This window comes from Aeromicrobium sp. Leaf272 (genome assembly GCF_001422865.1).
GTDB lineage: Bacteria > Actinomycetota > Actinomycetes > Propionibacteriales > Nocardioidaceae > Aeromicrobium.
Genome location: NZ_LMMY01000014.1, coordinates 393,694 through 420,105, shown reverse-complemented (window position 1 = coordinate 420,105; position 26,412 = coordinate 393,694). Strand labels below are relative to the sequence as shown.

Sequence of the window (26,412 nt, the reverse complement as noted above, 5' to 3'; positions counted from 1 at the left end):
TTGCTGTATCGGATACAGAAACGTATCGTTGCTCTCATGTCCACGTACCTCTACGAGCTGGGGCGCCGCTCGTTCGTCCACCACACGCGCGTCCTGCTCGCGTGGATCCTCGTGGTGATGATCGGCGCCGGCGCCGCCCTCACCCTCGGCGACGGCACGCGCGACGAGTTCGACATCCCCGGCTCGGAGGCCAACGACGCCTTCGCCGACCTCGGCCGCACCTTCCCCGAGCTGGCCGGCCTGTCCGCCTACGTCGTGGTCGTGGCGCCCGACGGCACCTCCATCGACTCCGAGCGGTCACGTGCCCTCGTGGAGCGGACCGTCTCCGACCTCGAGCGCGTGGACGGCGTCACCGACGTGACCTCGCCGTACGACGAGATGGCCCGCGACGCCTCGATCTCCAAGGACGACCGCGCGGCCCAGGTGCAGGTCCAGCTCTCCGGCGGCTTCGAGAACGTGACCGAGAAGCTGAAGACCGACCTGCAGGACACCGGCTCGAGCCTGGAGGACTCCGGCTACACGGTGGCCTTCGGCGGTGACGCCTTCTCCAACACCGGGCCCAAGCTCTCGATCATCGAGATCATCGGCGTCGTCGTCGCGCTCTTCGTGCTCTACCGGATGTTCCGGTCGTGGCGTGCGGCGTTCCTGCCGATCATCACCGCCCTCGTGGGCGTGATCGTGTCGATGGAGCTCATCTGGACGGCCACGGGCTTCTTGTCGGTCTCGTCGACCGCTCCCCTCCTGGCGCTCATGATCGGGCTCGCCGTCGGCATCGACTACGCCCTGTTCATCCTGTCGCGGCACCGCGAGCTGATGAGCGAGGGCGTGCCCGCGGAGGAGGCGGCCGCCCGGTCCGTCGCCACCGCCGGCTCCGCCGTGGTCTTCGCCGGCGTGACCGTCATGATCGCGCTCGTGGGCCTCGCCGTGGCACGCATCCCCTTCCTCACCGTCATGGGCATCGGCGGGGCGCTGGCCGTGGCCGTCGCGGTCGCCGTGGCGCTCACCCTGCTCCCCGCGCTGCTCGGCCGCGCCGGCGACCGCCTCAAGGCGAAGGAGGGCGAGCGTCCCCCGGGCGGGTTCTCCCGACGCTGGGTCCTGCTGACCACCAAGTTCCCGGCCGTGGCCATGGTGCTCGTGGTCGGCATCCTCGCCATCGCCACCCTGCCCGTGAAGGACCTGCAGCTGGCCCTGCCCGACAACGGCACCGAGCCGGTCGGCACGCCGCAGCGCGACTCCTACGACCTGGTCGACGAGTACTTCGGGCCGGGGTACAACGGGCCGCTGCTCGTGACCCTCGACGTCATCACCTCGCGCGACCCGCTCGGCGTCGTGGCCGACGTCGAGAAGGACCTGCGCGCCACGCCGGGCGTCGAGCAGATCGGCCTGGCCACGCCCAACCGGACCGCCGACACCGCCGTGGTGCAGGTGATCCCGTCGACCGGACCGGCCGACGCCGCCACGGCGGACCTCGTGGACCGCATCCGTGCGGAGGCGCCGCGCTGGGAGAAGGAGCACGGCGTCGACGTCGCCGTCACCGGTCTGACCGCCGTCGGCATCGACGTCTCCGAGCGCCTGCAGGGTGCGCTGCTGCCCTTCGGCGTCCTCGTGGTGGGTCTGTCGGTGCTGCTCCTCATGGTGGTGTTCCGCTCGGTCCTCGTGCCGGTCAAGGCGACCTTGGGCTTCATCCTGTCCACCGGTGCAGCGTTCGGGGCCGTGGTCGCGGTGTTCCAGTGGGGCTGGTTCGCCGACCTGGTGCACCTCGACCAGACCGGTCCGCTCATCTCCTTCCTGCCGATCCTGCTGATGGCGGTGCTGTTCGGCCTGTCCATGGACTACGAGGTCTTCCTCATGTCGCGCATGAAGGAGGAGTACGTGCGCACCGGCGACGCCGACCGCGCGATCATCGACGGCTTCGTGGGCAGTTCACGTGTGGTCACGGCCGCGGCGGTGATCATGCTGGCCGTGTTCGCCGCCTTCGTGCCCGAGGGCGACGTGAACATCAAGCCGATCGCGTTCGCGCTGGCCATCGGTGTGTTCGCCGACGCCTTCCTCGTGCGCATGCTCTTCGCCCCGGCGGTCATGCGCTACGCCGGCGACCGGGCGTGGTGGATGCCTGCGCGGCTCGCGAAGGTCCTCCCCCACGTCGACGTCGAGGGCGAGGCCCTGCACCGCAGGGTCGAGCTGGAGTCCTGGCCTCGTCGCGACTCCACCGCGGCCGTCTCCGCTGCCGGGCTGACGCTGCAGACGCCGGAAGGCTTCGTCTACAACGACGTCACCCTCGAGGTGCCGGCCGGCGACTGGCTGGTCGTGCACGGCCCCAGCGGCAGCGGCAAGACCGCCCTGCTGCTCACGATCGCGGGCCGCATGGCCTTCGACGAGGGTCGGCTGCGCGTGGCCGGGCACCTGCTCCCGCAGGAGTCGCCGGCCGTCCGCGAGGCCGTGGCCCTCGCCGAGTTCCGCGACGTGAACGACCTCGACCCCAACCTGACCGTGGACCAGCACATCGCCGAGCGGCTCTCCATCCGCACGTTCGGGCTGTGGGTCTCGCGGTCGAAGGTGACACCCGTGCGGAACTCGATGAACCGCGCGCTGGAGGCGGCCCACGACGAGGCGGGCCTGCCCTTCCAGGAGGTGGCCGGCACGAGGCTGGTATCCGAGCTGACCCGCCTGGAGCGCAAGACGCTCGGGGTCGTGCTGGCGCTGCTGGCCGACCCGCAGGTCGTGGTCGTCGACGACGCCGACGACCTGCGCGCCACCGAGCACATCGACCTGCTGTGGTCCACGCTCGCCCAGCTCCTGGAGCACCGGTCGACCGCGCTCGTCGCGGGCGTCCAGGCCGCATCGTCCGCCCCGGCCCAGAACTCCTCGACACCGTCCCCGCGGCTCCACCTGCTGGAGCTCGACACCCGTCGCACCCTCGATGAGCTGATGATCTGATGTTCCCCTCCCCGTCCCTGCCCTGGTTCGAGCTCGCGCGGTTCCGCCGCAGCCGGATCACCCGCGCCGCCGTGCTCGCGGTGGCGATCGTGCCGCTGTTCTACGGCGCCCTCTACATCTGGGCCAACCTCGACCCCACCGGTCGGCTCGACAACGTCCAGGCCGCCGTCGTAAACGAGGACGAGATGATCGAGGTGGCCGGTCAGGACGGTGAGAAGCAGCCCGTCGCCGTCGGCCGCGAGCTGGCCGCGAACCTCATCGGTGACGACTCGAGGAACAACTACGACTGGCTGCTCACCGACGCGGCCGACGCCCGGGCCGGGCTGGCGGACGGCACGTACAAGGCCGTGCTGACCATCCCGAAGGACCTGTCGAAGGCGGCCACCTCCACGAGCGGGGACCCGTCCGCGGCGGTGCAGGGTCGGCTCGACCTCAAGACCAACGACGCCGTGAACTTCGTCAACGGCCAGATCGCCGACCGCATCCTCGACGCCGCCAAGTCGTCGCTCAACGCCCAGGTGACCGAGACGTACCTCGGCAACCTCTACCTCGGGTTCACCGACATCAAGGCGTCCCTGGAGGAGGCCGCCGACGGCGCCGGGCAGCTGGCCGACGGCGCCGGAGAGCTGACCGACGGCGCGAACCAGCTGAGCGACGGCACGGCACAGCTGGCCGACGGGGCCACGACGCTGGCGGACGGCACGCGTCGGCTCGCCACCGGGGCGAACCAGCTGGACGACGGCGTCGGACAGCTGGCGGGCGGTCTCGGAGAGCTCGAGGACCGCACGGCTCCCCTGCCCGGCCAGACCGAACGGCTCGCCGACGGTGCCGAGCAGGTGGCCACCGGCGTCGCCGGGTTCGACCGGATCGTGCAGCAGGTGGCGGGTGCCATCTCCGGCAGCACCGACGAGATCGACCAGCGCCTCGGGACGCTGGAGCAGAGCCTGCGCGACGCGGCCACCACGTGCCGCGAGAGCGGTGCACCCGCCGCGCAGTGCTCGGACCTCGACGCCGCGGCCGACTCCGCCGCCACGGCGCGCACCCAGCTCGACGGACTCGTCGGGCAGGCAGGGACGATCGGGGAGCAGTCGGCGGCACTGAGCCGGGGCGCTCGCCAGGTGGCCGACGGCAACCGCGAGCTCGCCGACAACGTTCCTGCCCTCGTCGGGGCGATCGGTGACGCCGCCGACGGCGCCGACCGACTTCGCTCCGGCACCTCCCAGCTGGCCGACGGCGCCGACGATGCCGCCACCGGTGCCGATCGCCTGGCCGACGGAGCCGGCCAGCTCACCGACGGGGCCAACCAGCTGGCCGACGGCGCGGGCGCGCTGCGCGACGGTGCACTGGAGCTGCAGTCGGGGCTCAGCGACGGCAGCGAGCAGGTCCCGGACTACACCGAGGACGAGCGCGACCAGCTGGCCAAGACCGCGGCCACGCCGGTGACCGACGCAGCTGACCGTCTGAACAAGGTCTCGTCCTACGGCGAGGGACTCGCGCCCTACTTCATGGCCCTGGCGCTGTGGGTCGGTGCGATGTCGATCTACCTGCTCCTGCGGCCGCTCTCGGCGCGTGCCGTCGCCTCGGCCGCCGGCAGCGTGCGCACGGCCCTGGCCGGGTTCGTGCCCGGCGCCGCGCTGTCGCTCGTGCAGGCCGTGCTGCTGGTGGGCGTGCTGCTCGGGGTCGTCGGCGTCGGGGCCTCGCAGCCGTGGCTCCTGCTCGGTCTCGCCGTGCTCACCGGTCTGGTCTTCACGGCCATCAACCAGACGTTCATCGCCTGGTTCGGCGGGGCTGGACGATTCCTCGCGATCGTCTTCGTCTGCCTGCAGCTCACGGCCGCGGGCGGCACGTACCCGATCGAGACCTCACCGTCGTTCTTCGGGTTCCTGCACTCCTTGCTCCCGATGACCTATGCGGTCCACGGGATCCGGGCGGCCACCGCCGGTGGGACGCAGGGCGTCGCGTTCGACGCGTTCGTCCTCGTGGTCTTCGCACTGCTGGCCCTGGGTGCCACGGCGCTGGCGGCGAGGCGGCGGCAGCGGGTCTCGATCACGAGACTGCACCCGACCCTGCAGGTCTGACCGGTCCGCGAGGCACGGTGATCTCAGCCGCGCACGGGTTGCGACCCGTGCGCGGCTGAGGTCTTCGTGCGCCGTGGGAGATTCCCAGGTCGACCTGGGAATCTCGGGGCGGGAGTGCCGGAGGGGTCAGCGGGCGCAGGCGGGTGCGTCGGCGACCGGGAGCGGGGCCGGTACGCCCACGGCGGGCATGCCGAGGGAGACGGCGGGGCGCACCTCGGTGCGGCCCTGACGGGCCTCCCACGCGTCGCCCGCGCGCGTGCGCCGGTACGACACCGGCTCGGCGTCGCTGACGAGGTGGTGCGGGGCGGCGTGCGTGACCGTGACCTCCACCAGGTCGCCGGGGCGCACGGCGTGGTCGCCGGGGACGAAGTGCACGAGGCGGTTGTCGCGCGCGCGGCCGGTGAGGCGCTTGGTCTCGTGGTCCTTGCGGCCACCGGCGGCGCTGTGGTCGGAGACGAGGAGCTCGACGGTGCGACCCTCGAGCCGTTGGTTCTCCGCCCACGACGTCTCCTCGACGAGGGCCGCCAGGCGCATGTACCGCTCCTGCACGACTTCCTTCGGCAGCTGGTCGGGCAGCATCGCCGCGGGCGTGCCGGGGCGCTGGGAGTACTGGAACGTGAAGGCGCTGGAGAACCGGGCCTGACGGACGACGTCGAGCGTGTGCTGGAAGTCGTCCTCCGTCTCGCCGGGGAAGCCGACGATGATGTCGGTCGTGATCGCGGCCTCGGGCATCGCCTCACGGACCCGGTCGAGGATGCCGAGGTACTTCTCCTGGCGGTAGGAGCGACGCATCGCCTTGAGGACGCGGTCCGAGCCGGACTGCAGCGGCATGTGCAGCTGCGGCATCACGTTGGGCGTCTCGGCCATGGCGGCGATGACGTCGTCGGTGAAGTCCTTCGGGTGGGGGCTGGTGAAGCGCACGCGCTCGAGGCCCTCGATCTCGCCGCACGCGCGCAGCAGCTTGGCGAAGGCCTGGCGGTCGCCGAACTCGACGCCGTAGGCGTTCACGTTCTGGCCCAGCAGCGTCACCTCGACGACACCGTCGTCGACCAGCGCCTGCACCTCGGCGAGGATGTCGCCGGGCCGACGGTCCTTCTCCTTGCCGCGCAGGGCGGGGACGATGCAGAACGTGCACGTGTTGTTGCACCCGACGCTGATCGAGACCCAGGCGGCGAACACGGAGTCCCGCTTGGTCGGCAGCGTGGACGGGAAGACCTCGAGCGACTCGAGGATCTCGACCTGGGACTCCTCCTGCACGCGTGCGCGCTCGAGCAGCACCGGGAGCGACCCGATGTTGTGGGTGCCGAACACGACGTCGACCCACGGCGCCTTGTCGGTGATGGTGGTGCGGTCCTTCTGCGCCAGGCAGCCTCCGACCGCCACCTGCATGCCGGGGTTCTTGGCCTTGAGGCTCGCGGCGTGCCCGAGGTTGCCGTAGAGCTTGTTGTCGGCGTTCTCACGCACGGCGCAGGTGTTGAAGACCAGGAGGTCAGGGATGCCCGCACCGTCACCGGCCTTCTCGTAGCCCGCCGTCTCCAGCAGGCCCGACAGCCGCTCGCTGTCGTGCACGTTCATCTGGCACCCGTAGGTGCGCACCTCGTAGGTCTTCGCCCCTGGCGACGTCGCTGCAGTCATGACCGCACGAGTCTACGCGGCGGGCACCGCACCTCGTCCCGCACCGAGCCGTCCCGTGCGTTCGGCGGAACGACCGGCGCATCTGCGGCACCATGGCGCCATGGGTCGTCTCAAGCGTCTGCTGCTCGTCGCTGCAGCACTGGCCGTCGCCGGATTCGTCGTGGTGGCGGTCGGGCAGAGCTCGTCCGACGCCGACGAGGCCGAGCCGTTCGGCTGGTACGCCTACCCGCCCTCCGGCACCGAGACGACGAACGACGAGACGTCGGCCGCCTACTCCTCGAGCCTGCAGATCACACTCGACGACGAGCCACGCCTTGGTGCCGTCACCCTGGTCGGGTTCGGCCTCGTCGGCCTCTCGTTCCTCATGACCGCCGGCATCGTCGGCACGTGGGCCGCCCGGAAGCCTGAGTAGTCGTCCGCGGTTTCAAACCCGCGGCCTGGTCGATGCCGTGAGAGCACCCAACCAGCCCATCAGCCGGGGCCGCCGTCAGGCTGCAGGGGCAGTGATCTCCAGGGCGATGCCGTCGGGGTCGCGGAACTCCAGGATCAGTTGGCCGCCGAGGTCCTTGACGTCCTCGTGATCGATGCCGAGGTCGTCGAGCACCGCGACGGCGTCATCGAGGGCGGCGCGGTCCGCGACGGCGAAGCTGAGGTGGTCGAGGCCGGTGCGGTCCTCGTCGAAGGAGTCGTGCCCCGGAGCCACGGGACGCAGGCCGAGGAGACCGCCGGGGAACTGGTAGATCACGCCGCCGAAGAGGAACGCCAGCTGCTCGCGGGTCTCCTCGTCCGGGTTCTCCGGGAGCTCGAACGCCACGTCGAAGCCGAAGACGGAGTCGTAGAAGCGGCGCGAGGCGTCGATGTCGCGGACGGTCAGGCGGACGTGGGCGTAGTCGGTGGCGGCGATCGGCACGGGGTCTCCTCGGGTGCGGTGGGGTGTGCCTCCACGCTCACACGTCCCCTGCTCCCTCGCAGGCCGAGTCGACCCGCTCAGAGGTCGGCGAGGAGCTGACGCATCCGGTCGATCTCGGCAGTCTGGTCGGCCGCGATGCTCGTGGCCAGCTCGTTGACCTGCAGGTCCGCACCCTGACGGACGACGTCGCCGACCATCTCGATGGCGCCCTGGTGGTGCATGACCATCAGCTCGAGGAACTGGCGGTCGAACTGCGCACCCTTCGCCCTCGCGAGAGCGGCCATCTGTGCCTCGCTGGCCATGCCGGCCATCTCGTGCACGTCGCCGCCGTGCGACCCGTGCCCACCGTGGCGGCCCATCGGGATGTTGCCGCCCTCGATCTGCTCCTTCGTGGGCGCGTCGAGACCCTGGTCGGTCAGCCAGCCCGCCATGTAGACGATCTCGGGACGCTGGGCGCCGTCGATGCGGTCCGCCATCGTGCGCACCGCCTTGCTGCCCCCGGCCCTCGGGGCGAGCTGCGCCATCTCGAGCGCCTGGGCGTGGTGCGGGATCATCATCTGCACGAACTCGATGTCGGCGTCGTTGGCCCGCGCCCGCTCGATCTCCGGGGCCTCGTCGAGCTCCTCGGAGTCCTCCCCCGGCATGCCGGGCTGGATGATCGTGCCGTCGACCTTGCGCGACGGATCGTCCCCGGAGCACCCGGTGGCGAGCACGGCAACGGCCACGAGCACGGCGGCTGCTCCGCGGCCGAACGTGGGACTCCGACGACGCATACGTGGTTCCTTCCCCCGAAGTGTCGCCGTCACGGGAACGTCACGAACGAGTCCGCGCGTCGCCCTTGTCGTCATGACGGCTTTCAGCGAGGATAGCCACACTTCGGGGGAAGGACACACCTATGCGTATCTCGCGCAGACGGGCCACCACGGCCCTGCTCGGAGCCGCCGCCACCGGCGCGCTCACCGCGGCACTGCTCTCACCCATGGCCGCCACGGCCGAGGTGCAGGCCCGCGACACCACGTCCGACGAGTGCGACGGCGAAGTCGTGCTGTCGGAGGCGGACCGCCTGGCAGGCAACTGCCTCCCGGGCAACGACACCGCTCGGATGAACGCCAGCGGCGCCGACCTGGCACCCGGTGAGGAGGCGAACAGCAAGAACGTCGAGCGCATCGCCACCATCGCCAAGCAGGGCGCGTTCGCCACCGAGGACGCGCTCAACAGCGACCTCGCGTTCCAGGGCAAGTACGCCTTCGCCGGCAACTACAACGGCTTCATGGTCTACGACATCTCGAAGCCCGCGAGGCCGAAGGTCGTCACGCAGGTCGTGTGCGCGGGCTCGCAGAACGACATCTCCGTGTACGACGACGTGCTGATCCTCAGCACCGACTCCTCGCGCAGCGACGCCTCGTGCCAGAGCACCGCACAGTCGGCCACCATCAAGGACTCGTGGGAGGGCGTCAAGGTCTTCGACATCTCCGACCCGCGCAAGCCCACGTACGTGTCGGCCGTCGAGACACCGTGCGGCTCGCACACCCACACCCTGGCTCCCGGCAACGGCAAGCCGGGCAAGGGCAAGGGCGGCAAGCCGGGCAAGGGCTCGAAGAACGACCTCTACGTCTACGTGTCGTCGTATGCGCCCGATGCCGCGTTCCCCGACTGCCAGCCTCCGCTGGACTCCATCAGCATCGTCAAGGTGCCGCTGAAGAAGCCGTCGGCCGCGACGATGATCGCCCAGCCCGTGCTGTTCCCCGACGGAGGCAACCCGGCCGGCGGCTACTCGCGCGAGACCAGCGGCTGCCACGACCTCACGGCCTACCCGAGCAAGGACATCATGGCCGGCGCCTGCATGGGCGACGGCATCCTGCTCGACATCGGTGACCGTGAGAAGCCGAAGGTCACCGAGAACGTGCGCGACACCGAGAACTTCGCGTTCTGGCACTCCGCCACGTTCAACAACGACGGCACCAAGGTCGTCTTCACCGACGAGCTCGGCGGCGGCGGCGCGCCCACCTGCAACCCGACCGTGGGCGACACCAAGGGCGCGAACGGGATCTACGACATCACCCGCAAGGGCGACCTGGAGTTCAAGAGCTACTACAAGATCCCCCGCACCCAGGCGAACACCGAGAACTGCGTGGCCCACAACGGCTCGCTGGTCCCGGTGAAGGGCAAGGACATCATGGTCCAGGCCTGGTACCAGGGCGGCTGGTCGATGTTCGACTTCACCGACTCGGCCAACCCCAAGGAGATCGCCTGGCACGACCGCGGCCCCAACGACGCACAGCGTCTCGTGGTCGGCGGTCCGTGGTCGACGTACTACTACAACGGCTACGTCTACTCCAACGAGATCCAGCGCGGCTTCGACGTGTTCAAGGTCGACGACCGTCGGATCAAGGGTGCGGAGCGGGTGCGCTTCGACGAGCTGAACCCGCAGAGCCAGCCGCGGTACCGCGAGTAGGGCTCGGTCGCACGACCGCGAGTCGGCACTCCCACCCTCGCGGACCCGAGACGTCGGCCGTCGATGCAGCTCCCTGCGTCGGCGGCCGACGTGTGTTCCCGTGCGTCTTCCGGCGGTGTGTCCACGGCGTTGCCGCGTCCCCGGCGCAGGTGACGATTCGGTTGCGGACTTGCAAGGACGACCAAGGACGCCGATAGGTTGTCCCGCATGGCTGACACACCCATGGTGGCCATGCAGGGGGTCCAGAAGCACTTCGGCTCCTTGCATGTGCTGCAGGACATCGAGCTCGACGTCGCCCAGGGCGAGGTCGTCGTCGTGATCGGGCCGTCGGGCTCGGGCAAGTCGACGCTGTGCCGCACGATCAACCGGCTCGAGACGATCGACGAGGGCCAGATCCACGTGGACGGCCAGCCGCTCCCCGCCGAGGGCAAGGCCCTCGCGCAGCTGCGCGCCGACGTCGGCATGGTCTTCCAGTCGTTCAACCTCTTCGCGCACAAGACCGTGCTCGAGAACGTGACGCTCGGCCCCATCAAGGTCCGTGGCCAGGCCAAGGTCGATGCCGAGAAGCGTGCCATGGAGCTGCTCGAGCGGGTCGGTGTCGAGTCGCAGGCCAGCAAGCTCCCCGCCCAGCTCTCCGGTGGCCAGCAGCAGCGGGTGGCCATCGCCCGCTCGCTCGCGATGGAGCCCAAGGTCATGCTCTTCGACGAGCCGACGTCGGCGCTCGACCCGGAGATGATCAAGGAGGTCCTCGACACCATGGTCGACCTCGCCAAGGGCGGCATGACGATGATCGTCGTCACCCACGAGATGGGCTTCGCTCGCACCGCCGCCGACCGCGTCGTGTTCATGGCCGACGGACGCATCGTCGAGCAGAACACCCCCCACGAGTTCTTCAGCGCTCCGTCGTCGGACCGCGCGAAGGACTTCCTGGGCAAGATCCTCAACCACTGATCCACCTGTTCGAACCCAACCAACCGATCGAGGGGAAGCTCCCATGAAGGTGCGCAGCATGAAGCTCGCGGCAGTCGCCGCAGCGGTCGTCCTGGCCGCCTCGGCCTGCGGCAACGCAGGCGAGGACGACGGCACGGCGGCGTCCGGCAACGAGTACGAGGTCGTCGACAGCCCCGACTTCGAGGCGGGCTCGCGCATGGCCGAGCTGGCAGAGGCGGGCAGCGTCAAGATCGGCGTCAAGTACGACCAGCCCGGCGTCGGCTTCAAGGCCGCCGGCTCCGAGGCGCCCACCGGCATCGACCCCGAGCTCGGCAAGATCATCGCCGGCCAGCTGGGCATCGAGCCCGACAAGATCGAGTGGGTCGAGGCGATCTCCGACAACCGCGAGCCGTTCCTGCAGAACGGCACGGTCGACTTCGTCATCGCGTCGTACTCGATCACCGACGACCGTCGCAAGGTCGTCGGCCAGGCCGGTCCGTACTACGTCACCGGCCAGAGCCTGCTCGTCGCCGCCGACGACGACTCCATCAACGGTCCGGACGACCTCGAGGGCAAGAAGGTCTGCTCGGTCACCGGCTCCACGTCGATCAAGACGGTCGAGGAGGAGTACGGCGCGACCCCGGCCGGCTTCGACACGTACTCCGAGTGCGTCGACCAGCTGAAGAACGGCTCCGTCGACGCCGTCACCACCGACGGCGCGATCCTGCTCGGCTACGCCGCGCAGGCGCCCGACGAGCTCAAGGTCGTCGGTGAGCCCTTCTCCGAGGAGCGCTACGGCGTCGGCTACAGCAAGGACGCCCCCGAGCTGTGCCAGTTCCTCAACGACACGATCGAGAAGGCGTACGACGACGGCGACTTCGAGAAGGCCTTCGACGCGACGCTCGGCAAGTCGGGCAACGACGTGCCCGAGAAGCCGACGCTCGACGCCTGCGCCTGATCCGACCGACCGACCGGTCGCCGGGCCTCATCGCCCGGCGACCGGTCGACCATCCTGCGACTGTCGCTCGACGACGGAGGTGACGTGGAAGCCCTCAGCGAGAACTTCGGCCTGGTGCTCTCCGGTTTCGGTGAGACCCTGAAGCTGCTCGTCGCGTCCGGCGCGCTCGCGCTGGTGGTCGGCACACTCGTGGCCGTCGCCCGCGTGTCGCCGGTGCCGGTGCTGCGCGGCGTCGGGATCGGCTACGTCACCATCTTCCGCAACACCCCGTTGCTGGTGCTGATCCTGCTCACCTACTACGGGCTGCCCGAGGTCGGCATCGACTTCGGCTTCTTCGTCATGATCACGCTCGCGATGGGCCTCTACACGGCGGCCTTCGTCACCGAGGCGATCCGCTCGGGCATCAACGGCATCGGGCTCGGCCAGGCCGAGGCCGCACGGTCGATCGGGATGCCCTTCTCCCTGACCATGACGCAGGTCGTGCTCCCCCAGGCGTTCCGGCTCACGGTCCCGCCGCTGGCGAGCGTGTTCATCGCCCTGACCAAGAACACCTCGCTCGCCGCGGTGTTCGGCATCGCCGAGGCCACCTTCCGCATGAAGGGGCTCAGCAACGACTACGCGAGCGAGCGCATCGTCATCTTCCTCGGGATCGCCCTCGGCTACATCGTCATCGTCGAGCTGATCTCCTTCGGCGCGTCCCGCTTCGAGAAGGCCTGGAGGGTCGCATGAGCCAGGCATCCGTCCTCTTCGACGTCCCCGGACCGAAGGCCGCCCGCCGCTACCGGCTGCTGGGCATCGCCACGGTCGTCGGCGTCGTCGCGCTCGCCGCGCTGGTCGTCTGGAAGCTCTACAGCGAGAACCAGCTCACCGCCCAGCAGTGGGAGCCGTTCGTCACCCCGCGGATCGTCGACGTCCTCGTCCAGGGCCTCATCGACACCCTGCGCGCCGCCGGCATCGCCATCGTCGGGGCTGTCGTGTTCGGCGTCCTGCTGGGGGTCGGCAAGCTGAGCGACAGCCGGCTCGTGCGGTGGCCGTCGTGGACCGTCGTGGAGTTCTTCCGCGCGGTGCCGCTGCTGCTGCTCATCATCTTCGTCTGGGGGCTCGCGTCGTACCCGAACGGGGTGCTGTTCCCCCTCGTGATCGGCCTGATCCTCTACAACGGATCGGTGCTCGCCGAGGTCTTCCGCGCCGGCATCAACGCCGTGCCGAAGGGACAGGCGGAGGCGGCCTATGCGCTCGGTCTGCGCAAGAGCGCGGTCACGCGCATCATCCTGCTGCCGCAGGCCGTGAAGATCATGTTCCCCTCGATCATCAGCCAGTGCATCGTCGTGCTGAAGGACACCAGCCTGGGGTACGCGATCCTCGCGCCGGGCCTCACCGTGGCAGGTCGCTCGGTCTGGAACACCTTCGACAACCGGCTGGCCACCGCCATCGTGCTCGCGGTCGTCTACATCGCGATGAACCTGCTGCTCACCTGGCTCGGTGGGTGGGTGCAGCGGCGCTACATCGGTCAGCGAAAGTCGTCCGACCAGGTCGGTGGCGTCGTGCAGGACCAGCGCGACGGTGGTGCGGGCGGCACCGGCGCACCGGGTCCGGCCTGAGCCGGCTCAGCGCTTCTTGGGGGTGACCCAGAGGTGGATGGTGCCCTCGACCGTGACGGTGCCGTCCTTCAGCGCCGCCTTCACGCGGATCGGGACGTCGGGACCGTTGGCCCAGTCCTCGGGGCTGGACTCGGCGGTGCAGTAGAGGTCGCCGGCCGACTTCGCCAGGTACTTCACGTCCATGCCCTTGGGCAGCCAGCGGGAGTCGCTCGGACAGGTGGCCTCGGCGAGCAGGCCCATGGCCGCCTCGAGACCGTTGCAGGCCGCGATCGCGTGCACGGTGCCGATGTGGTTCTGCACGCTGCGCCGCTTCGGGATCGTGATCTCGGCGAAGTGCGGCCGCATCTCGCGCACGGCGAGGTGGATCGACGCGAAGTACGGCGCCTTCTGGCCGTAGAAGATGGAGAACAGTCGCTTTCCCTGCGGGAGGGCCGACATCTTCCGGTACACATCGAGGGTGCTGGGCATGCGCGTGAGTCTAGGACCCTGACAGCGACGCTGTCTGCGTCGGCGCGGGCGATGTGGCGAACGGCTCAGTAGGGTGAGCGACGTGAACCTGTCGATGACCTCGTACGCCATCTTGGGGCTGCTGGCCTTCGACGGGGAGTCCGAGACCAAGGGCCTCACGGGCTACGAGCTGAAGCAGCGTGCCGACCGGACGCTGCGGTTCTACTGGACGTCGCCGGCGATGAGCCAGATCTACACCGAGCTCGACAAGCTGCTCCAGGGCGACCTGGTGCACGCCGTGGAGCAGACCGAGGGACGACGCACCACGCGCCGCTTCAAGATCAGCGACGAGGGACGCGCCCAGGTGGAACGGTGGCTCTCCGCACCCGTGGACGACCCGTTCCCGGTGCTCAAGCACCCGGTGGCTCTGCGTCTGCTGATGGGTCGGCTCACCTCGACCGAGCACGTGCAGGAGATGCTCGACGACTACCTCGAGCGGCTCGCCGTGCAGCGCAAGGAGCTGGAGGCCGTGCGCGAGATGCTCGGAGACGTCGAGGAGCTCCGCTACGCGGCCCGCGTCGCCGACTGGGGCATGTCGTACTACGACAGCGAGAAGGACATCGTCGAACGGATCCGACGCGACGTGGAGGAGCGCGGCTGATCCGCACTCCCCCACACCACACCCGTTGCTGCCACCAGCTCAGGTGGAGACGAGCGGCTCCACGTCGGCCTCGAGCTCCTCGCGGACCACGTCGAAGGCGACCTGGGGCGAGTAGCCCTTGCGCGCCAGCATGCCCGTGAGCCGACGGATCCGGGTGGTGTCGTCGAGGCCGCGCATGGAGCGCAGCTTCTTCTGGACCAGCCGGTGGGCCGCCTCACGCTCGGAGTCGGGATCGACGTCGGCCAGGACCTCCCGCGCGATCTCGTCGGCGATGCCCTTGCGCCGCAGCTCGAGCGCCAGCACCTTGGTGGCCAGGCCCTTGCTGCGTGAGCGCGACTCGACCCAGGCCCGCGCGAACGCGGCGTCGTCGATCAGACCGACCTCCTCGAACCGGTCGAGCAACCGCGTCGCGACGTCGTCGGGCACGTGCTTGCGCGCCAGCGCCTCGGCGAGCTCGGCCCGGCTGCGCGGCGAGTCCGTGAGCTTGTTGAGCAGGATGGTGCGAGCCACCGACTCGACGTCGGCATCGGGATCCTGCGCGGTGTCGCGCACCGGCTCGTCCGAGCCCACGGGCGGCTCCTGCCCTCGCGCCTGTCCCCCGGGCACGCTCAGAACTCCGTCGCGGGCAGGTCGATGTCGTCGTCGGCGACCTCGTCGTCGATCGTGGCGCCGACTCCCAGGTGCTCCTTGACGCGCTTCTCCAGCTCCTCGGCGAGGTCGGGGTTGTCCTTGAGGAACTGGCGGGCGTTCTCCTTGCCCTGGCCCAGCTGGTCGCCCTCGTACGTGTACCAGGCGCCGGCCTTGCGGACCATGCCCGTCTCCACGCCGACGTCGATCAAGCTGCCCTCCCGGCTGATGCCCTGGCCATACATGATGTCGAACTCGGCCTGCTTGAACGGCGGGGCGAGCTTGTTCTTGACGACCTTGACGCGTGTGCGGTTGCCGACCATGTCGGTGCCGTCCTTGAGCGTCTCGATGCGGCGAACGTCGAGCCGGACGGAGGCGTAGAACTTGAGCGCCTTGCCGCCGGTGGTGGTCTCGGGCGAGCCGAACATGACGCCGATCTTCTCGCGCAGCTGGTTGATGAAGATCGCCGTGGTGCCCGAGCCGTGGATGGCGCCCGTCATCTTGCGCAGGGCCTGGCTCATGAGGCGAGCCTGCAGACCGACGTGGCTGTCGCCCATCTCGCCGTCGATCTCGGCGCGGGGCACCAGGGCCGCCACGGAGTCGATGACGATGACGTCGATGGCGCCCGAGCGGATCAGCATGTCGGCGATCTCGAGGGCCTGCTCACCGGAGTCGGGCTGGGAGATGAGCAGCGCGTCGGTGTCGACACCCAGCTTGCGGGCGTAGTCGGGGTCGAGCGCGTGCTCGGCATCGATGAAGGCCGCCACCCCACCGGCCTTCTGGGCGTTGGCCACCGCGTGCAGCGCGACCGTGGTCTTGCCCGAGGACTCCGGACCGTAGATCTCGACGATGCGCCCGCGCGGCAGACCGCCGATGCCGAGCGCGATGTCGAGCGCCGTGGCGCCCGTCGGGATGACGTTGATCGGGACGCGGCCCCGCTCACCGAGGCGCATGACGGCGCCCTTGCCGTAGTTGCGGTCGATCTGGGCGATCGCGTTGTCGATCGCCTTCTCGCGCTGGTCGCTCGTGACGGCGGTGACGGGGGTCAGTGGTGCCTTGGAAGCCATGGGCTGGTCCGTTCTGCTCGGTGGGGGCCGGTCATCTGCGACGCTAGGGGCCGCCTCAGACATCTGGGGCCTCGTCGACCCCGCCTGTGGACAGCGACACACCTTCGCGTCAACCGTGTGGACAACGCTAGTACGAACACCTGTTCGATCGGATGCGACACGCCGTGTCGACCTCGTCGATGCCGGCACGCTCACGACTCCGCCACGATCGGTGGATCCTCAACCGCGGAACGCCCGCTGTGGTTGAGGATCCACCGATGAGGCTCCAGATGTTGAGGATCCACCGATGGGGGAAGGGGCGGGCGGTCAGCGCTCGCTGGCAGGAAGCTCCAGGCGGGCGTGCACGGCACGCCACACGGTCTTGGGGTCGACCCCGGCGTCGAGCGCCTCGCTGGCCGTGCGACCACCCAGGTCGGACATGACCTGCGACTCCGCCCACGAGCGGGCGTACGCCGGGCCGAGGTGGATCCGCATCCGCTCCCAGAACTCGCTGTGCCTCATCGCGGCCAGCATGCCACGGGGCGCACAGCCGTCGGCGACGGCCTCGGGCGACCTCGGAGCCGCTCGGGCCGTCCGCCGACCTCAGCCGAGCGCGACGATCGCGTCGAGCAGGGCGGGCTCGAGCGGCCGGTCCGCGTGCACGAGGCGGTCGAGGCCGTCGGGGAACGGGGCCCGGTGCACCAGCTCGAGCCCGGCGAGCTCGCTGACCCGGCCGGAGGCGGGGTTCGACGACAGTGACCGCGCCACGACGGGCCAGTCCTCGCGGGTGCGGTGCGCGGCGCCCACGCCCACGCTGGCCACCCACGTGCCGAGGCCGTGGCCCCACACGCGAGGCGCGAGGCGGAAGCCGAGGTTCCACCAGCCGTCGCGGGGCATGGCGCCTCCGGTGCCGACGACCTCGCCGGCCACCAGGACCGCCCACTCCCCCAGGCCGACGTCGCGCCAGTCGCGCTCCGCACGCTCCGCCAGACCCACGCTCTGCGAGCGGTCCGTGAAGACGCCCGCGGGCAGGTGCCGCCAGGTGCCGGGGTCGGAGTAGACGGCGTGGACGGCGTCGACGTCGTCGAGGACGAGGGGTCGCAAGCCCCAGTCACTGGGATTCACCAATACCCCCGCCTCGTCGTCGCTGGTCGTACGTCCGTGACACCGCGGGACGGGCCGTGCCTCGGTCCTTCGCTGCCGTCGGCCAGCATGCCAGGACCGTGACGCCGATCGCCTGGCAGGCTCGACCCCCACGCGACGTGAGGCCCCAAGCCGTGCGTCCGGGCTCGCCGGGCCCACGGTGTGGGGTCGGCGGGTCAGGCCGCGGAGACCTCGACCTCGCCGGGGGCGATGGACGACACGCTCGCGAGGTCGGTGGCCTCCTCGATGGCCAGCAGCGTACTGACGTCGAGGAGCACCTTGCTCAGCGGCACCTCCAGGGCGGCGGCGAGGGCAGCCAGCAGCTCCGAGCTGGGCTCCTTCTGGCCGCGCTCGACCTCGGAGATGTACCCGAGGGAGACCCGTGCCTTGGCGGAGACGTCGCGAAGGGTGAGCCCCTGGGCCATCCGGCGGGCGCGCAGCACCTCACCGACCAGCTGCCTCATGGCCGTCATGGTCCACCTCCGTCCGCCGTGCTCCGTGAGAGATCAACGCATTCCTGCGAGGGTCAACGCGATGGGCTCGGGTGTGATTCCCGACTCTCTGGATCCAGCCTAGCGACCAGGTGCGACAGCGCCGCAGCGACCGTCGCCGCGCGGACCTCGTCGCGGTCGCCCGACAGCGCGAGCGGCACCGGCACCTCCCGGGCTCCCGGTCCGTCGATGCCGACGTGGACCGTCCCGGCGGGCTTGCCCTCGCTCGGACCCGGACCGGCCACGCCGGTGGTCGAGACGCCCCAGTCGGAGCCCAGCAGGTGGTGCACCGACGCGGCCATCGCGACGGCGACGTCGGGATCGACCGTGCCACGCGCGGCCACCAGGTCGGGGTCGACCCCCAGCACGTCCGTCTTGACCTGCGTGGCATAGGCGACGAGACCACCGACGACCACGTCCGACGCCCCTGGCACGTCCACGAGGGCCGCGCACAGGAGCCCTCCCGTGAGCGACTCGGCGGTGGCGATCGTCTCGCCGCGCTCACGGAGCAGGCGCACGACCTCGACGGCGTCGGGGCCCGGTGTCACGACTCCGGGCTCACGACTCGGGGCTCGGGGCCGACGCCTTCGCGTCCCGCCGCAGCACGATCGCGTCGCGCACGTACTGCACCGCCGTGACGATCGTGATGGCCAGGGCGGCCGCCATGATCACGTGCGTCGCCCATCGCAGCACGTCGCTGGCGGTGTTGTCCCACAGCTCGAAGGGGAGCACGTAGCCGCCGATCGCGAGGGCCTGAAGCGTGGTCTTGATGCGCCCGCCCTGGCTCGCCGGCATCACGCCGTACTTCTTGACCACGAACCGCATGAGCGTGATGCCCCACTCGCGCACCAGCAGCACGATCGTGACCCACCACCAGAGCACGCCGATGATCGACAGGCCGACGAACGCCATGCCGGTGAGCGCCTTGTCGGCGATGGGGTCGGCGAGCTTGCCGAAGTTGGTGACGAGGTTGCGGCTTCGCGCGAGGTCACCGTCGATGCGATCGGTGATCATCAGCAGCGAGAAGGCCACGAACGCCCAGACCCGCGTCGAGACGTCGGACCCGTCCTGCGTGAGCAGCAACCAGCCGAAGAGCGGCACGCCGACGATCCGCAGGACCGTGAGGGCGTTCGCGATGTTCAGGTTGCTGGGAGCGTGCTCGGGCGTCGGATCGTGGCTGGCGTCGGCCGGCTGCATGCATGCCTCTCGGTGGCGGGGCGGACGTTTCAGTATGGAGCAGGGCTCCGGCGCCTGGCCACCTGGACCTCGGCCTCCTCGGCCGAGACGGTCGTGCCGAGGCCCAGCGGGGCGGTGTAGATCTTCTGGCCGTCGGGGCTCACGACCTTGACCCGCGCGTCGAGCAGCCCCTCGCGCGGCTCGACGCGGATGTCGGCCATCTCGCTCCACAGCAGCCCGACCCAGCCGTCGCCGTCGCGCATCCTCACCCCGTGGGCGTCCGCCACGAACAACGGGGTACGCGCGTCGCGGACGCCTTGCAGCACCGCGAGGGAGAGCAGCGCGAGCACCGCGGCAGGCACCCACAGCAGCACGTCGTCCCGGTCCCAGGCCAGCCAGGCGAACCCGGCCGCGACCCCGAGCGCGGCCAGCCCCAGGAGCGCGAACAGGGCGATCCGTCGACGGATCTCGAACGGCTCGTCGGAGGCGGTCTCCCCGGATCCTGGCGTGTCGGGACGCTCGTCGACCATGGGCACGCTCAGCCGACGCTGATCGAGGCGAGGACGTCCTCGAGGTCGTCGGGCTTGATCAGCACGTCGCGGGCCTTGGAGCCCTCGCTCGGGCCCACGACGCCGCGGCTCTCCATGATGTCCATGAGTCGGCCGGCCTTGGCGAACCCGACGCGCAGCTTGCGCTGCAGCATCGACGTCGAGCCGAACTGCGTGGTGACCACGAGCTCGACCGCCTGGATGACCAGGTCCATGTCGTCGCCGATGTCGTCGTCGAGGTCGCGCTTGGCCTGCGCGGGTGCCGTGACGTCGTCGCGGTAGCTCGGCTGCAGCTGCTCCTTGCAGTGCTTGACCACCTCCGCGATCTCCGCCTCGGTGATCCAGGCGCCCTGCATGCGCATCGACTTGTTGGCACCCATGGGCAGGAACAGTCCGTCGCCCTGCCCGACGAGCTTCTCGGCGCCCGGCTGGTCGAGGATCACGCGGCTGTCGGCGAGGGAGCTGGTGGCGAAGGCCAGACGGCTGGGCACGTTGGCCTTGATGAGCCCGGTGACCACGTCGACGCTGGGTCGCTGGGTGGCGAGCACCAGGTGGATGCCGGCGGCGCGCGCGAGCTGCGTGATGCGCACGACCGAGTCCTCGACGTCGCGCGGGGCGACCATCATGAGGTCGGCGAGCTCGTCGACGACGACCAGGAGGTACGGGTACGGGGTGAGCACGCGCTCGCTGCCCGGGGGCACCTTCACGGAGCCGGCGCGCACCGCCTTGTTGAAGTCGTCGACGTGCCGGAAGCCGAAGTTGGCGAGGTCGTCGTAGCGCTGGTCCATCTCGCGCACGACCCACTGGAGCGCCTCGGCCGCCTTCTTGGGGTTCGTGATGATCGGCGTGATGAGGTGCGGGATGCCCTCGTAGGCCGTCAGCTCGACCCGCTTGGGGTCGACCATGATCATCCGCACCTCGTCGGGCGTCGAGCGCATCAGCAGCGACGCGATCATGGAGTTGACGAAGCTCGACTTGCCGGAGCCGGTGGCGCCGGCCACCAGCAGGTGCGGCATCTTGGCGAGGTTGGCGACCACGAACCCGCCCTCGACGTCCTTGCCGAGGCCGATGACCATCGGATGGTGGTCGCCGCGGGCCTTGGCCGAGCGGAGGACGTCGCCGAGGGAGACCATCTCCTTGTCGACGTTCGGGATCTCGACGCCGATCGCGGACTTGCCGGGGATCGGGCTGAGGATGCGGACCTCGTTGGAGGCCACGGCGTAGGAGATGTTCTTGCTCAGCGCGGTGACCTTCTCGACCTTGACGGCCGGTCCGAGCTCGACCTCGTAGCGGGTGACCGTCGGTCCACGGGTGTAGCCGGTGACCTGGGCGTCGATCTGGAACTGCTCGAGGACCTCGGTGAGCCGCTCGACGACCTCGTCGGAGGCCGCGGAGCGCGCCTTGTGCGGGCTGCCCTCGCGCAGGACCGTGGAGTCGGGCAGGGAGTAGACGACGTCACCCGAGAGTGCGAGCTGCTCGGCGCGTGCCGGCAGCGGCTCCATGGGCGGCAGCACGACGTCGGTGGTGTCCTCTGTCTCCGGCGCGGCGTCGACCTCCACCGCACTCGCAGCCGCGGCCGCGGCGTCGGCCTCGGCCTTCTCGGCCTTGCGGCGACGTCGGGCCGAGACCTGACGGTCCTCGTCGGGACCGTCGACGAGCGGGTTCTCGTACGGCTCGTCGGCCACGGTGCGGGGGTGACGCTTGCGCGGGCTCGCCTCCGGCTCCGCCTCGGCGTCCTCGACGTGACGTCCGAGGGCACGGTCGCGGGCCTCTTGCAGTCGCGTGGGCACGGCGTGGAGGGGCGTGGCGGTGACGACGAGCAGGCCGAAGAGGACGACGAGCACGAGGATCGGGGCCACGACGTACTCGGTGCGCAGCAGGTCCATGGGGATGGCGGAGAACAGGAAACCGACCGCTCCCCCGGCGTCGCGGACCTCGACCATGTCCTCCGGGCGCGGCACGCCGTGGGCGAGGTGCACGAGGCCGAGCACGCCACCGCAGATGGCCGACCAGCCGATGACCTGACGGCCCACGGGGCCGTTGCGGTCGGGGTGGCGCAGCGTGCGCCAGGCGATGACGGCGAACAGGATCGGTACGGCCCAGGCCAGCAGACCCACCGTGCCCGTGGTGGCGGCACGCACCGCGTCGGCCACCGGACCGGGGACCTGCCACCAGACGGCGGCGGCCACGACGATGGCGAGCGCGACGATGCCGAACCCGACGCCGTCACGGCGCTGCTCGGGCTCCAGCTCGGCCGCGGAGTGCCCGATGCTGCGCGCGACCGCGCCGACGGCTCCGGCGATGCCCAGCCAGACGGCTGCGCAGGCACGGGCGAGCCCGCCGAGCACCGCGGCCACGGGACCGGGTCCGGTGCCCCGCGGGGCAGGCTTGCGCGCCGCGGGCTTGCGCTTCGCGGTGCTGCGGGAGGCAGGCTTCTTGCGGGCCTGGCTGCCGGACGGCCGCTTGCGCGGCGGGGAAGACGTTCGGGTCGCCATGGCGAGAGCCTAAACCAGAAGTCGAGGGTCGGCGTGCACCCACGCCGTCGACCCGGCGGGGATTCCCGGCGTGTCAGAGGTAGGCGTCGCACCTTCCGAGACCGTCATTCGGTGCGTCACCTACCTCGGACGGCGCGGATACGTGCGTCACCTACCTCTGACGGCCCGAGGACGGCCCGGTAGAGCGGCCCCGCTCGAGGCCGGGGCAGCGCAGCTGCAGGTCGTCGCGGAGACCGGAGGCAGCGCAGCCGCCGGACGACCGACCTCAGAGCGCTGCGACGCCGAGACCGAGGGCCTGGTGGAACCGAGCGAGGACGAGGTCGACGACCCGTCGGTCGGGCAGCCCGCCGTCGAGCACGGGTGCCGTCACCAGGTCGGCACCGCAGTGGCGCAGCATGTCGGCGTCGCGACCCGGGGTCAGCACGTAGGACGAGACCACCACCCGCTGGCCGTAGGCCCGCGCGATGTCGACGGCGTCGGTGAGCGGCGTGTCCTTCCCACCGATGGAGCCGATGTGCACCGGCCCGCCCCACACGGCGCTGACCAGCCGCGCCATCCGGGAGTAGCCCGTGATCGCCGCGTCGTCATGGGCTCCGGAGACACCCAGGACGATCGTGTCGTCCTTGCGGGCCCCTGCCTCGATCAGTCGCTGCACGCACAGCTCGGCCAACGTCCAGTCCGGGCCGATCGGGTGCGCGACCACGAGGGACGGGTCGTGCCGGGAGGCGGCCGACAGCGCGCCCGCCACGGCGGTCCCTCCGGTCAGCGTCAGCGGCACCGCCACCCGCACGGGCGGCCACGCGTCGTCGAGGGCCATCAGGTCGACCGGGGTGTCGCGCACGTCGACCGACGGAGCGTCGCGTCGCACGGCGTTGACCAGGCCCTGGAGGGCCACCCGTTCGGCCGGATCGGCATGCCCGGATGAGCAGGCGAGCAACACCTCGTCGGACCTGCGTGACGTCACTGACCAACCCCCTCGTGCGGGGAGATCGGCGTACGGCCGGCACCGTCGTGCGTAACGACGCTGCCGGCCGCAACCGGTGTCCCACCACGGTTCGGCCCCGCGCCGAACTCTTGATGACGACGTTAGTCAGCGCGTGTTTCGGCACCACCGCCCACAGGTTTCACCTGCGTAACAGTCCGAAGGTCCTCGATCGGACCGGGTCGGACGGCTCAGGCCTCGAGCACGATGGGGATGATCATGGGCCGACGCCGCAGCTTCCGGCCGGCGAACGAGCCGAGCACACGGCGCACGACCTGCTGCAGCTGCTGCGTGTCGTGCGTGCCCTCGCGCAGCGCCTGCTCCACCGCGTCGACGATCTTGGGCGTGATCTCGTCGAAGACGGAGTCGTCCTCGGCGAGACCGCGCGCGTGCACCTCCGGGCCCGTGACGATCTTGCCGTTCGTGGAGTCGACCACCACGACGACGGAGATGAAGCCCTCGTCGCGCAGGATCCGACGGTCCTTGAGCTCGCTGTCGGTGATCTCGCCGACCGAGGAGCCGTCGACGTAGACGTAGCCGCACTCGACCGCGCCGACCACGGACGCGTGCCCGTCGACCAGGTCGACGACGTACCCGTCCTCGGCCAGCAGCACGTTCGGCACGCCCGTCTGCGTGGCCAGCGCGGCGTTGGCGTGCAGGTGGCGGATCTCCCCGTGCACCGGCAGCACGTTGGTGGGCTTGACGATGTTGTAGCAGTAGAGGAGCTCGCCGGCCGACGCGTGCCCGGACACGTGCACCAGGGCGTTGCCCTTGTGGACCACGCGCGCGCCGATCTTGGTGAGCCCGTCGATGACGCGGTAGACGGCGTTCTCGTTGCCCGGGATGAGCGAGGACGCCAGCAGGACCGTGTCGCCCGGCTCGAGGCTGACCTGGGGGTGGCTGCGGTTGGCGATGCGCGACAGGGCGGCCATGGGCTCGCCCTGGGAACCGGTGGACATCAGCACCATCTTCTCCGGCGGCGCGGCATCGATCCGGTCGACGACGACCCCGTCGGGCACGTGCAGGTACCCCAGGTCGCGGGCGATCTGCATGTTGCGCACCATCGAGCGTCCGACGTAGGCGACCTTGCGGCCGTGCTTGGCGGCGGCGTCGAGGACCTGCTGCACCCGGTGCACGTGCGAGGCGAACGAGGCGACGATGACGCGCTGCGTGCTGGACGCGAACACCGCGTCGATCGCCGGGGTGATGTTGCGCTCGGCCACCGTGAACCCGGGCACGTCCGCGTTGGTGGAGTCGGTGAGGAAGAGGTCGACACCGGCCTCGCCGAGCCGCGCGAAGGCGCGCAGGTCGGTGATGCGGCCGTCGAGCGGCAGCTGGTCCATCTTGAAGTCGCCCGTGTGCAGCGCGACGCCCGCGGGCGTCTTGACCGCGACGGCGAGGGCGTCGGGGATCGAGTGGTTGACGGCCACGAACTCGAGCTCGAACGGCCCCAGGTGCAGCGTCTCGTTCTCGGCCACCACGTGCTGCGGCACGTCGCGCAGCCGGTGCTCGCGCAGCTTCGGCTCGACGAGGGCCAACGTCAGCCTCGAGCCGACCACGGGGATGTTCCCGCGCTCGCGCAGCAGGTACGGCACACCGCCGATGTGGTCCTCGTGGCCGTGGGTCAGCACGACGGCGACCACGTCGTCGAGCCGTTCCCGGATGGGGCCGAAGTCGGGCAGGATCAGGTCGACGCCCGGGTGGTGCTCCTCGGGGAACAGCACGCCGCAGTCGACGATCAGCAGCTTGCCGCCGAACTCGAAGACGGTCATGTTGCGACCGATCTCGCCGAGTCCGCCGAGCGGGGTGACGCGCAGGGTGTTCGAGCCCAGGGCCGGGGGCGGGCCCAGCTCCGTGTGCATGTGACTCAAGGAGTTCGTCCGTTCAGTCGATCAGGTCTGGTCGATCAGGTGGGAGGCGGCGAGGGCGTCGCGCAGCATGGCGACCTCGTCCTCCGTGGCCTCGGGCAGGGGCGCGCGGGTCGTGCGGTTGTCGAGCACGCCCAGGATCTGCAGCACGGCCTTGGCCGTGATGACGCCCTGGGTGACGGTCATCATCGCCCGGTCGATGGGCAGGAGCTGCCGCTGGATGGCGCGAGCCTCGTCGAGGTCGCCGGCGTCGACCGCGGCGACCAGGTCGGCGAGACGACGGGGCGCGGCGTGGGAGACGACGCTGACGATGCCGCTGGCTCCGTACGCGAGCCAGCCGAGGTTCAGCGAGTCGTCGCCGGAGTAGATCGTGATGCCGGTCTCGCGCATGAGCCACGCACCGCGGTTGAAGTCGCCGACGGCGTCCTTGACCGACAGCACGAGCGGGTTCTTGCGCAGCTCGACGTAGGTCTCGGTCGCCAGCATGACTCCGCTGCGTCCGGGGATGTCGTAGAGCATCACCGGGACGTCCTCGCCGGCCTCGGCCACGGTGTTGACGTGCGCGACGATGCCCGACTGCGGCGGCTTGGAGTAGTAGGGCGTGACGACCAGCAGGCCGTGGGCGCCGGCCTTGCGGGCCTGCTGCGCCAGCTGCACGGAGTGACGGGTGTCGTTCGTGCCGACACCGGCCACCACGGTGGCACGGTCACCGACGGCCTCGACGACGGCGGCCAGCAGCTGTCCGTCCTCCTCGACCGTGGTGGTGGGCGACTCGCCGGTGGTGCCGCTGACGACGAGGCCGTCGTTGCCGTGGTCGACCAGGTGCTTCGCCACCTTCTGCGCCGCAGCGAGGTCGAGGTCGCCGTCGGGCGTGAACGGCGTGACCATGGCGGTCAGGACGCGCCCGAACGGCGCGGCGTCGCTGGCGAGCGGGGAGGTCATGGACCGAGGTTACCGCTCGACGCTGCGGCGTCCGGTCCGGCCCGCTGAGCACGCAGGAGGATGCGACCGGGTCGATCAGGTCGTCCAGGTGCCTCGTCGCGCGACGTCCACGTGCGGCACCGCGCGTGCGGGCCAGGCAAGGCGCGTCGCTACCGTCAGCCCATGACGACGTACGAGCTCGACCGTGCCATCGCCTCGACACCCGGCGACGACGGCCTGCGCCACCTCGTCCTCACCGCGGACTGGAACACCCCCAACGGGACGGCCAACGGCGGCTACGTGCTCGCCGTGCTCGCCCGCGCCACGCTCGACGAGGCCGCCACCACCGCCCCTGCGCACCCTGACCTGCTCACCGTCTCGGTGAGCTACTTCAAGCCGCCGACACCGGGCGATGCCGCGGTGGAGGTGACCACGTTGCGCGTCGGTCGACGCGTGTCGGTCCACCAGGCAGTGCTCCTGCAGAACGGCGCCACCGTCGCGCA

General features: G+C 70.5%; 26 protein-coding genes. 10 read left to right on the top strand and 16 right to left on the bottom strand.

Translation table 11 applies throughout. The annotated features are described in order from the left end of the window. Positions 1-36 precede the first annotated feature (36 nt). Complete coding sequence (locus tag ASF38_RS14890; protein ID WP_056576996.1) at positions 37-2,937, top strand: MMPL family transporter; 2,901 nt, start codon at positions 37-39, stop codon at positions 2,935-2,937. Next, positions 2,937-5,015 (top strand): YhgE/Pip domain-containing protein, encoded by a 2,079-nt coding sequence (locus tag ASF38_RS14885; protein ID WP_056554265.1) that lies wholly within the window; start codon positions 2,937-2,939, stop codon positions 5,013-5,015. The genes ASF38_RS14890 and ASF38_RS14885 overlap by 1 nt, the downstream gene beginning before the upstream one ends. A gap of 126 nt (positions 5,016-5,141) precedes the next feature. On the opposite strand, the gene miaB is transcribed toward ASF38_RS14885, so the two are convergent. Further along, a complete protein-coding gene (gene miaB, locus ASF38_RS14880; protein ID WP_056576992.1) occupies positions 5,142-6,650 on the bottom strand; it encodes a tRNA (N6-isopentenyl adenosine(37)-C2)-methylthiotransferase MiaB in 1,509 nt (502 codons plus the stop codon). A gap of 100 nt (positions 6,651-6,750) precedes the next feature. Here miaB and ASF38_RS14875 point away from each other — a divergent pair, with 100 nt between their 5' ends. Continuing rightward, positions 6,751-7,062: a hypothetical protein gene (locus tag ASF38_RS14875; protein WP_056576990.1), complete on the top strand. Its 312-nt coding sequence runs from the start codon at positions 6,751-6,753 to the stop codon at positions 7,060-7,062. A 75-nt stretch (positions 7,063-7,137) separates the two neighbouring features. On the opposite strand, the gene ASF38_RS14870 is transcribed toward ASF38_RS14875, so the two are convergent. Both ASF38_RS14870 and ASF38_RS14865 read right to left on the bottom strand, forming a co-directional pair. Then, complete coding sequence (locus tag ASF38_RS14870) at positions 7,138-7,560, bottom strand: VOC family protein (RefSeq protein WP_056554257.1); 423 nt, start codon at positions 7,558-7,560, stop codon at positions 7,138-7,140. 77 nt (positions 7,561-7,637) lie between these two features. After that, complete coding sequence (locus tag ASF38_RS14865; RefSeq protein ID WP_056576987.1) at positions 7,638-8,333, bottom strand: DUF305 domain-containing protein; 696 nt, start codon at positions 8,331-8,333, stop codon at positions 7,638-7,640. Between the two features lie 122 nt (positions 8,334-8,455). Between ASF38_RS14865 and ASF38_RS14860 the strand changes: the two genes are divergently transcribed. From ASF38_RS14860 to ASF38_RS14840, 5 genes are all read left to right on the top strand, one after another. Next, positions 8,456-10,015 carry an LVIVD repeat-containing protein gene (locus ASF38_RS14860; RefSeq protein ID WP_056576984.1) on the top strand — a complete coding sequence of 520 codons (1,560 nt, stop codon included), beginning with the start codon at positions 8,456-8,458 and terminating at the stop codon, positions 10,013-10,015. 222 nt (positions 10,016-10,237) lie between these two features. After that, entirely contained in the window at positions 10,238-10,966 is a 729-nt protein-coding gene (locus ASF38_RS14855; protein WP_156366949.1) for an amino acid ABC transporter ATP-binding protein, read from the top strand. A 58-nt stretch (positions 10,967-11,024) separates the two neighbouring features. Then, complete coding sequence (locus ASF38_RS14850; RefSeq protein WP_235497756.1) at positions 11,025-11,903, top strand: glutamate ABC transporter substrate-binding protein; 879 nt, start codon at positions 11,025-11,027, stop codon at positions 11,901-11,903. An 84-nt stretch (positions 11,904-11,987) separates the two neighbouring features. Further along, positions 11,988-12,632 carry an amino acid ABC transporter permease gene (locus ASF38_RS14845; RefSeq protein ID WP_055967528.1) on the top strand — a complete coding sequence of 215 codons (645 nt, stop codon included), beginning with the start codon at positions 11,988-11,990 and terminating at the stop codon, positions 12,630-12,632. Continuing rightward, on the top strand, positions 12,629-13,504 hold the full coding sequence (locus tag ASF38_RS14840; protein ID WP_056576978.1) for an amino acid ABC transporter permease: 876 nt from the start codon (positions 12,629-12,631) through the stop codon (positions 13,502-13,504). The genes ASF38_RS14845 and ASF38_RS14840 overlap by 4 nt, the downstream gene beginning before the upstream one ends. A gap of 6 nt (positions 13,505-13,510) precedes the next feature. Here ASF38_RS14840 and ASF38_RS14835 read toward each other — a convergent pair whose 3' ends face one another. Further along, on the bottom strand, positions 13,511-13,972 hold the full coding sequence (locus tag ASF38_RS14835) for a hotdog fold domain-containing protein (protein WP_055967522.1): 462 nt from the start codon (positions 13,970-13,972) through the stop codon (positions 13,511-13,513). Between the two features lie 82 nt (positions 13,973-14,054). On the opposite strand from ASF38_RS14835, the gene ASF38_RS14830 reads away from it, so the two are divergent. Then, the gene (locus ASF38_RS14830; RefSeq protein WP_156366938.1) at positions 14,055-14,612 is read left to right on the top strand and encodes a PadR family transcriptional regulator; all 558 of its coding nucleotides are present in this window, start codon (positions 14,055-14,057) and stop codon (positions 14,610-14,612) included. A 39-nt stretch (positions 14,613-14,651) separates the two neighbouring features. Here ASF38_RS14830 and ASF38_RS14825 read toward each other — a convergent pair whose 3' ends face one another. From ASF38_RS14825 to dapA, 12 genes are all read right to left on the bottom strand, one after another. Then, positions 14,652-15,182 carry a regulatory protein RecX gene (locus ASF38_RS14825; RefSeq protein WP_235492950.1) on the bottom strand — a complete coding sequence of 177 codons (531 nt, stop codon included), beginning with the start codon at positions 15,180-15,182 and terminating at the stop codon, positions 14,652-14,654. A 38-nt stretch (positions 15,183-15,220) separates the two neighbouring features. Then, positions 15,221-16,306 (bottom strand): recombinase RecA, encoded by a 1,086-nt coding sequence (gene recA, locus ASF38_RS14820; RefSeq protein ID WP_056576972.1) that lies wholly within the window; start codon positions 16,304-16,306, stop codon positions 15,221-15,223. Positions 16,307-16,612: 306 nt separating this feature from the next. Next, a complete protein-coding gene (locus ASF38_RS14815) occupies positions 16,613-16,807 on the bottom strand; it encodes a DUF3046 domain-containing protein (RefSeq protein ID WP_055968556.1) in 195 nt (64 codons plus the stop codon). 81 nt (positions 16,808-16,888) lie between these two features. Further along, the gene (locus tag ASF38_RS14810; protein ID WP_235497762.1) at positions 16,889-17,410 is read right to left on the bottom strand and encodes a GNAT family N-acetyltransferase; all 522 of its coding nucleotides are present in this window, start codon (positions 17,408-17,410) and stop codon (positions 16,889-16,891) included. Between the two features lie 194 nt (positions 17,411-17,604). Then, a complete protein-coding gene (locus tag ASF38_RS14805; RefSeq protein ID WP_055967504.1) occupies positions 17,605-17,901 on the bottom strand; it encodes a helix-turn-helix domain-containing protein in 297 nt (98 codons plus the stop codon). A gap of 53 nt (positions 17,902-17,954) precedes the next feature. After that, positions 17,955-18,467 (bottom strand): CinA family protein, encoded by a 513-nt coding sequence (locus ASF38_RS14800; protein WP_056576967.1) that lies wholly within the window; start codon positions 18,465-18,467, stop codon positions 17,955-17,957. Positions 18,468-18,477: 10 nt separating this feature from the next. After that, on the bottom strand, positions 18,478-19,116 hold the full coding sequence (gene pgsA / locus ASF38_RS14795) for a CDP-diacylglycerol--glycerol-3-phosphate 3-phosphatidyltransferase (protein WP_055967498.1): 639 nt from the start codon (positions 19,114-19,116) through the stop codon (positions 18,478-18,480). Between the two features lie 29 nt (positions 19,117-19,145). After that, positions 19,146-19,625 (bottom strand): hypothetical protein, encoded by a 480-nt coding sequence (locus ASF38_RS14790; RefSeq protein WP_156366937.1) that lies wholly within the window; start codon positions 19,623-19,625, stop codon positions 19,146-19,148. An 8-nt stretch (positions 19,626-19,633) separates the two neighbouring features. Then, the gene (locus tag ASF38_RS14785; RefSeq protein ID WP_082480783.1) at positions 19,634-22,138 is read right to left on the bottom strand and encodes a DNA translocase FtsK; all 2,505 of its coding nucleotides are present in this window, start codon (positions 22,136-22,138) and stop codon (positions 19,634-19,636) included. A 265-nt stretch (positions 22,139-22,403) separates the two neighbouring features. Next, a complete protein-coding gene (locus ASF38_RS14780) occupies positions 22,404-23,033 on the bottom strand; it encodes a sirohydrochlorin chelatase (RefSeq protein ID WP_055967492.1) in 630 nt (209 codons plus the stop codon). Positions 23,034-23,311: 278 nt separating this feature from the next. Continuing rightward, positions 23,312-24,991, bottom strand: coding sequence for a ribonuclease J (locus ASF38_RS14775; RefSeq protein ID WP_055967488.1), 1,680 nt, complete (start codon positions 24,989-24,991; stop codon positions 23,312-23,314). 21 nt (positions 24,992-25,012) lie between these two features. Continuing rightward, positions 25,013-25,930 carry a 4-hydroxy-tetrahydrodipicolinate synthase gene (gene dapA / locus ASF38_RS14770; RefSeq protein ID WP_056576962.1) on the bottom strand — a complete coding sequence of 306 codons (918 nt, stop codon included), beginning with the start codon at positions 25,928-25,930 and terminating at the stop codon, positions 25,013-25,015. Between the two features lie 162 nt (positions 25,931-26,092). Between dapA and ASF38_RS14765 the strand changes: the two genes are divergently transcribed. After that, positions 26,093-26,412: acyl-CoA thioesterase domain-containing protein (locus tag ASF38_RS14765; RefSeq protein WP_162237361.1), on the top strand; the 320-nt coding region annotated here is incomplete at its 3' end.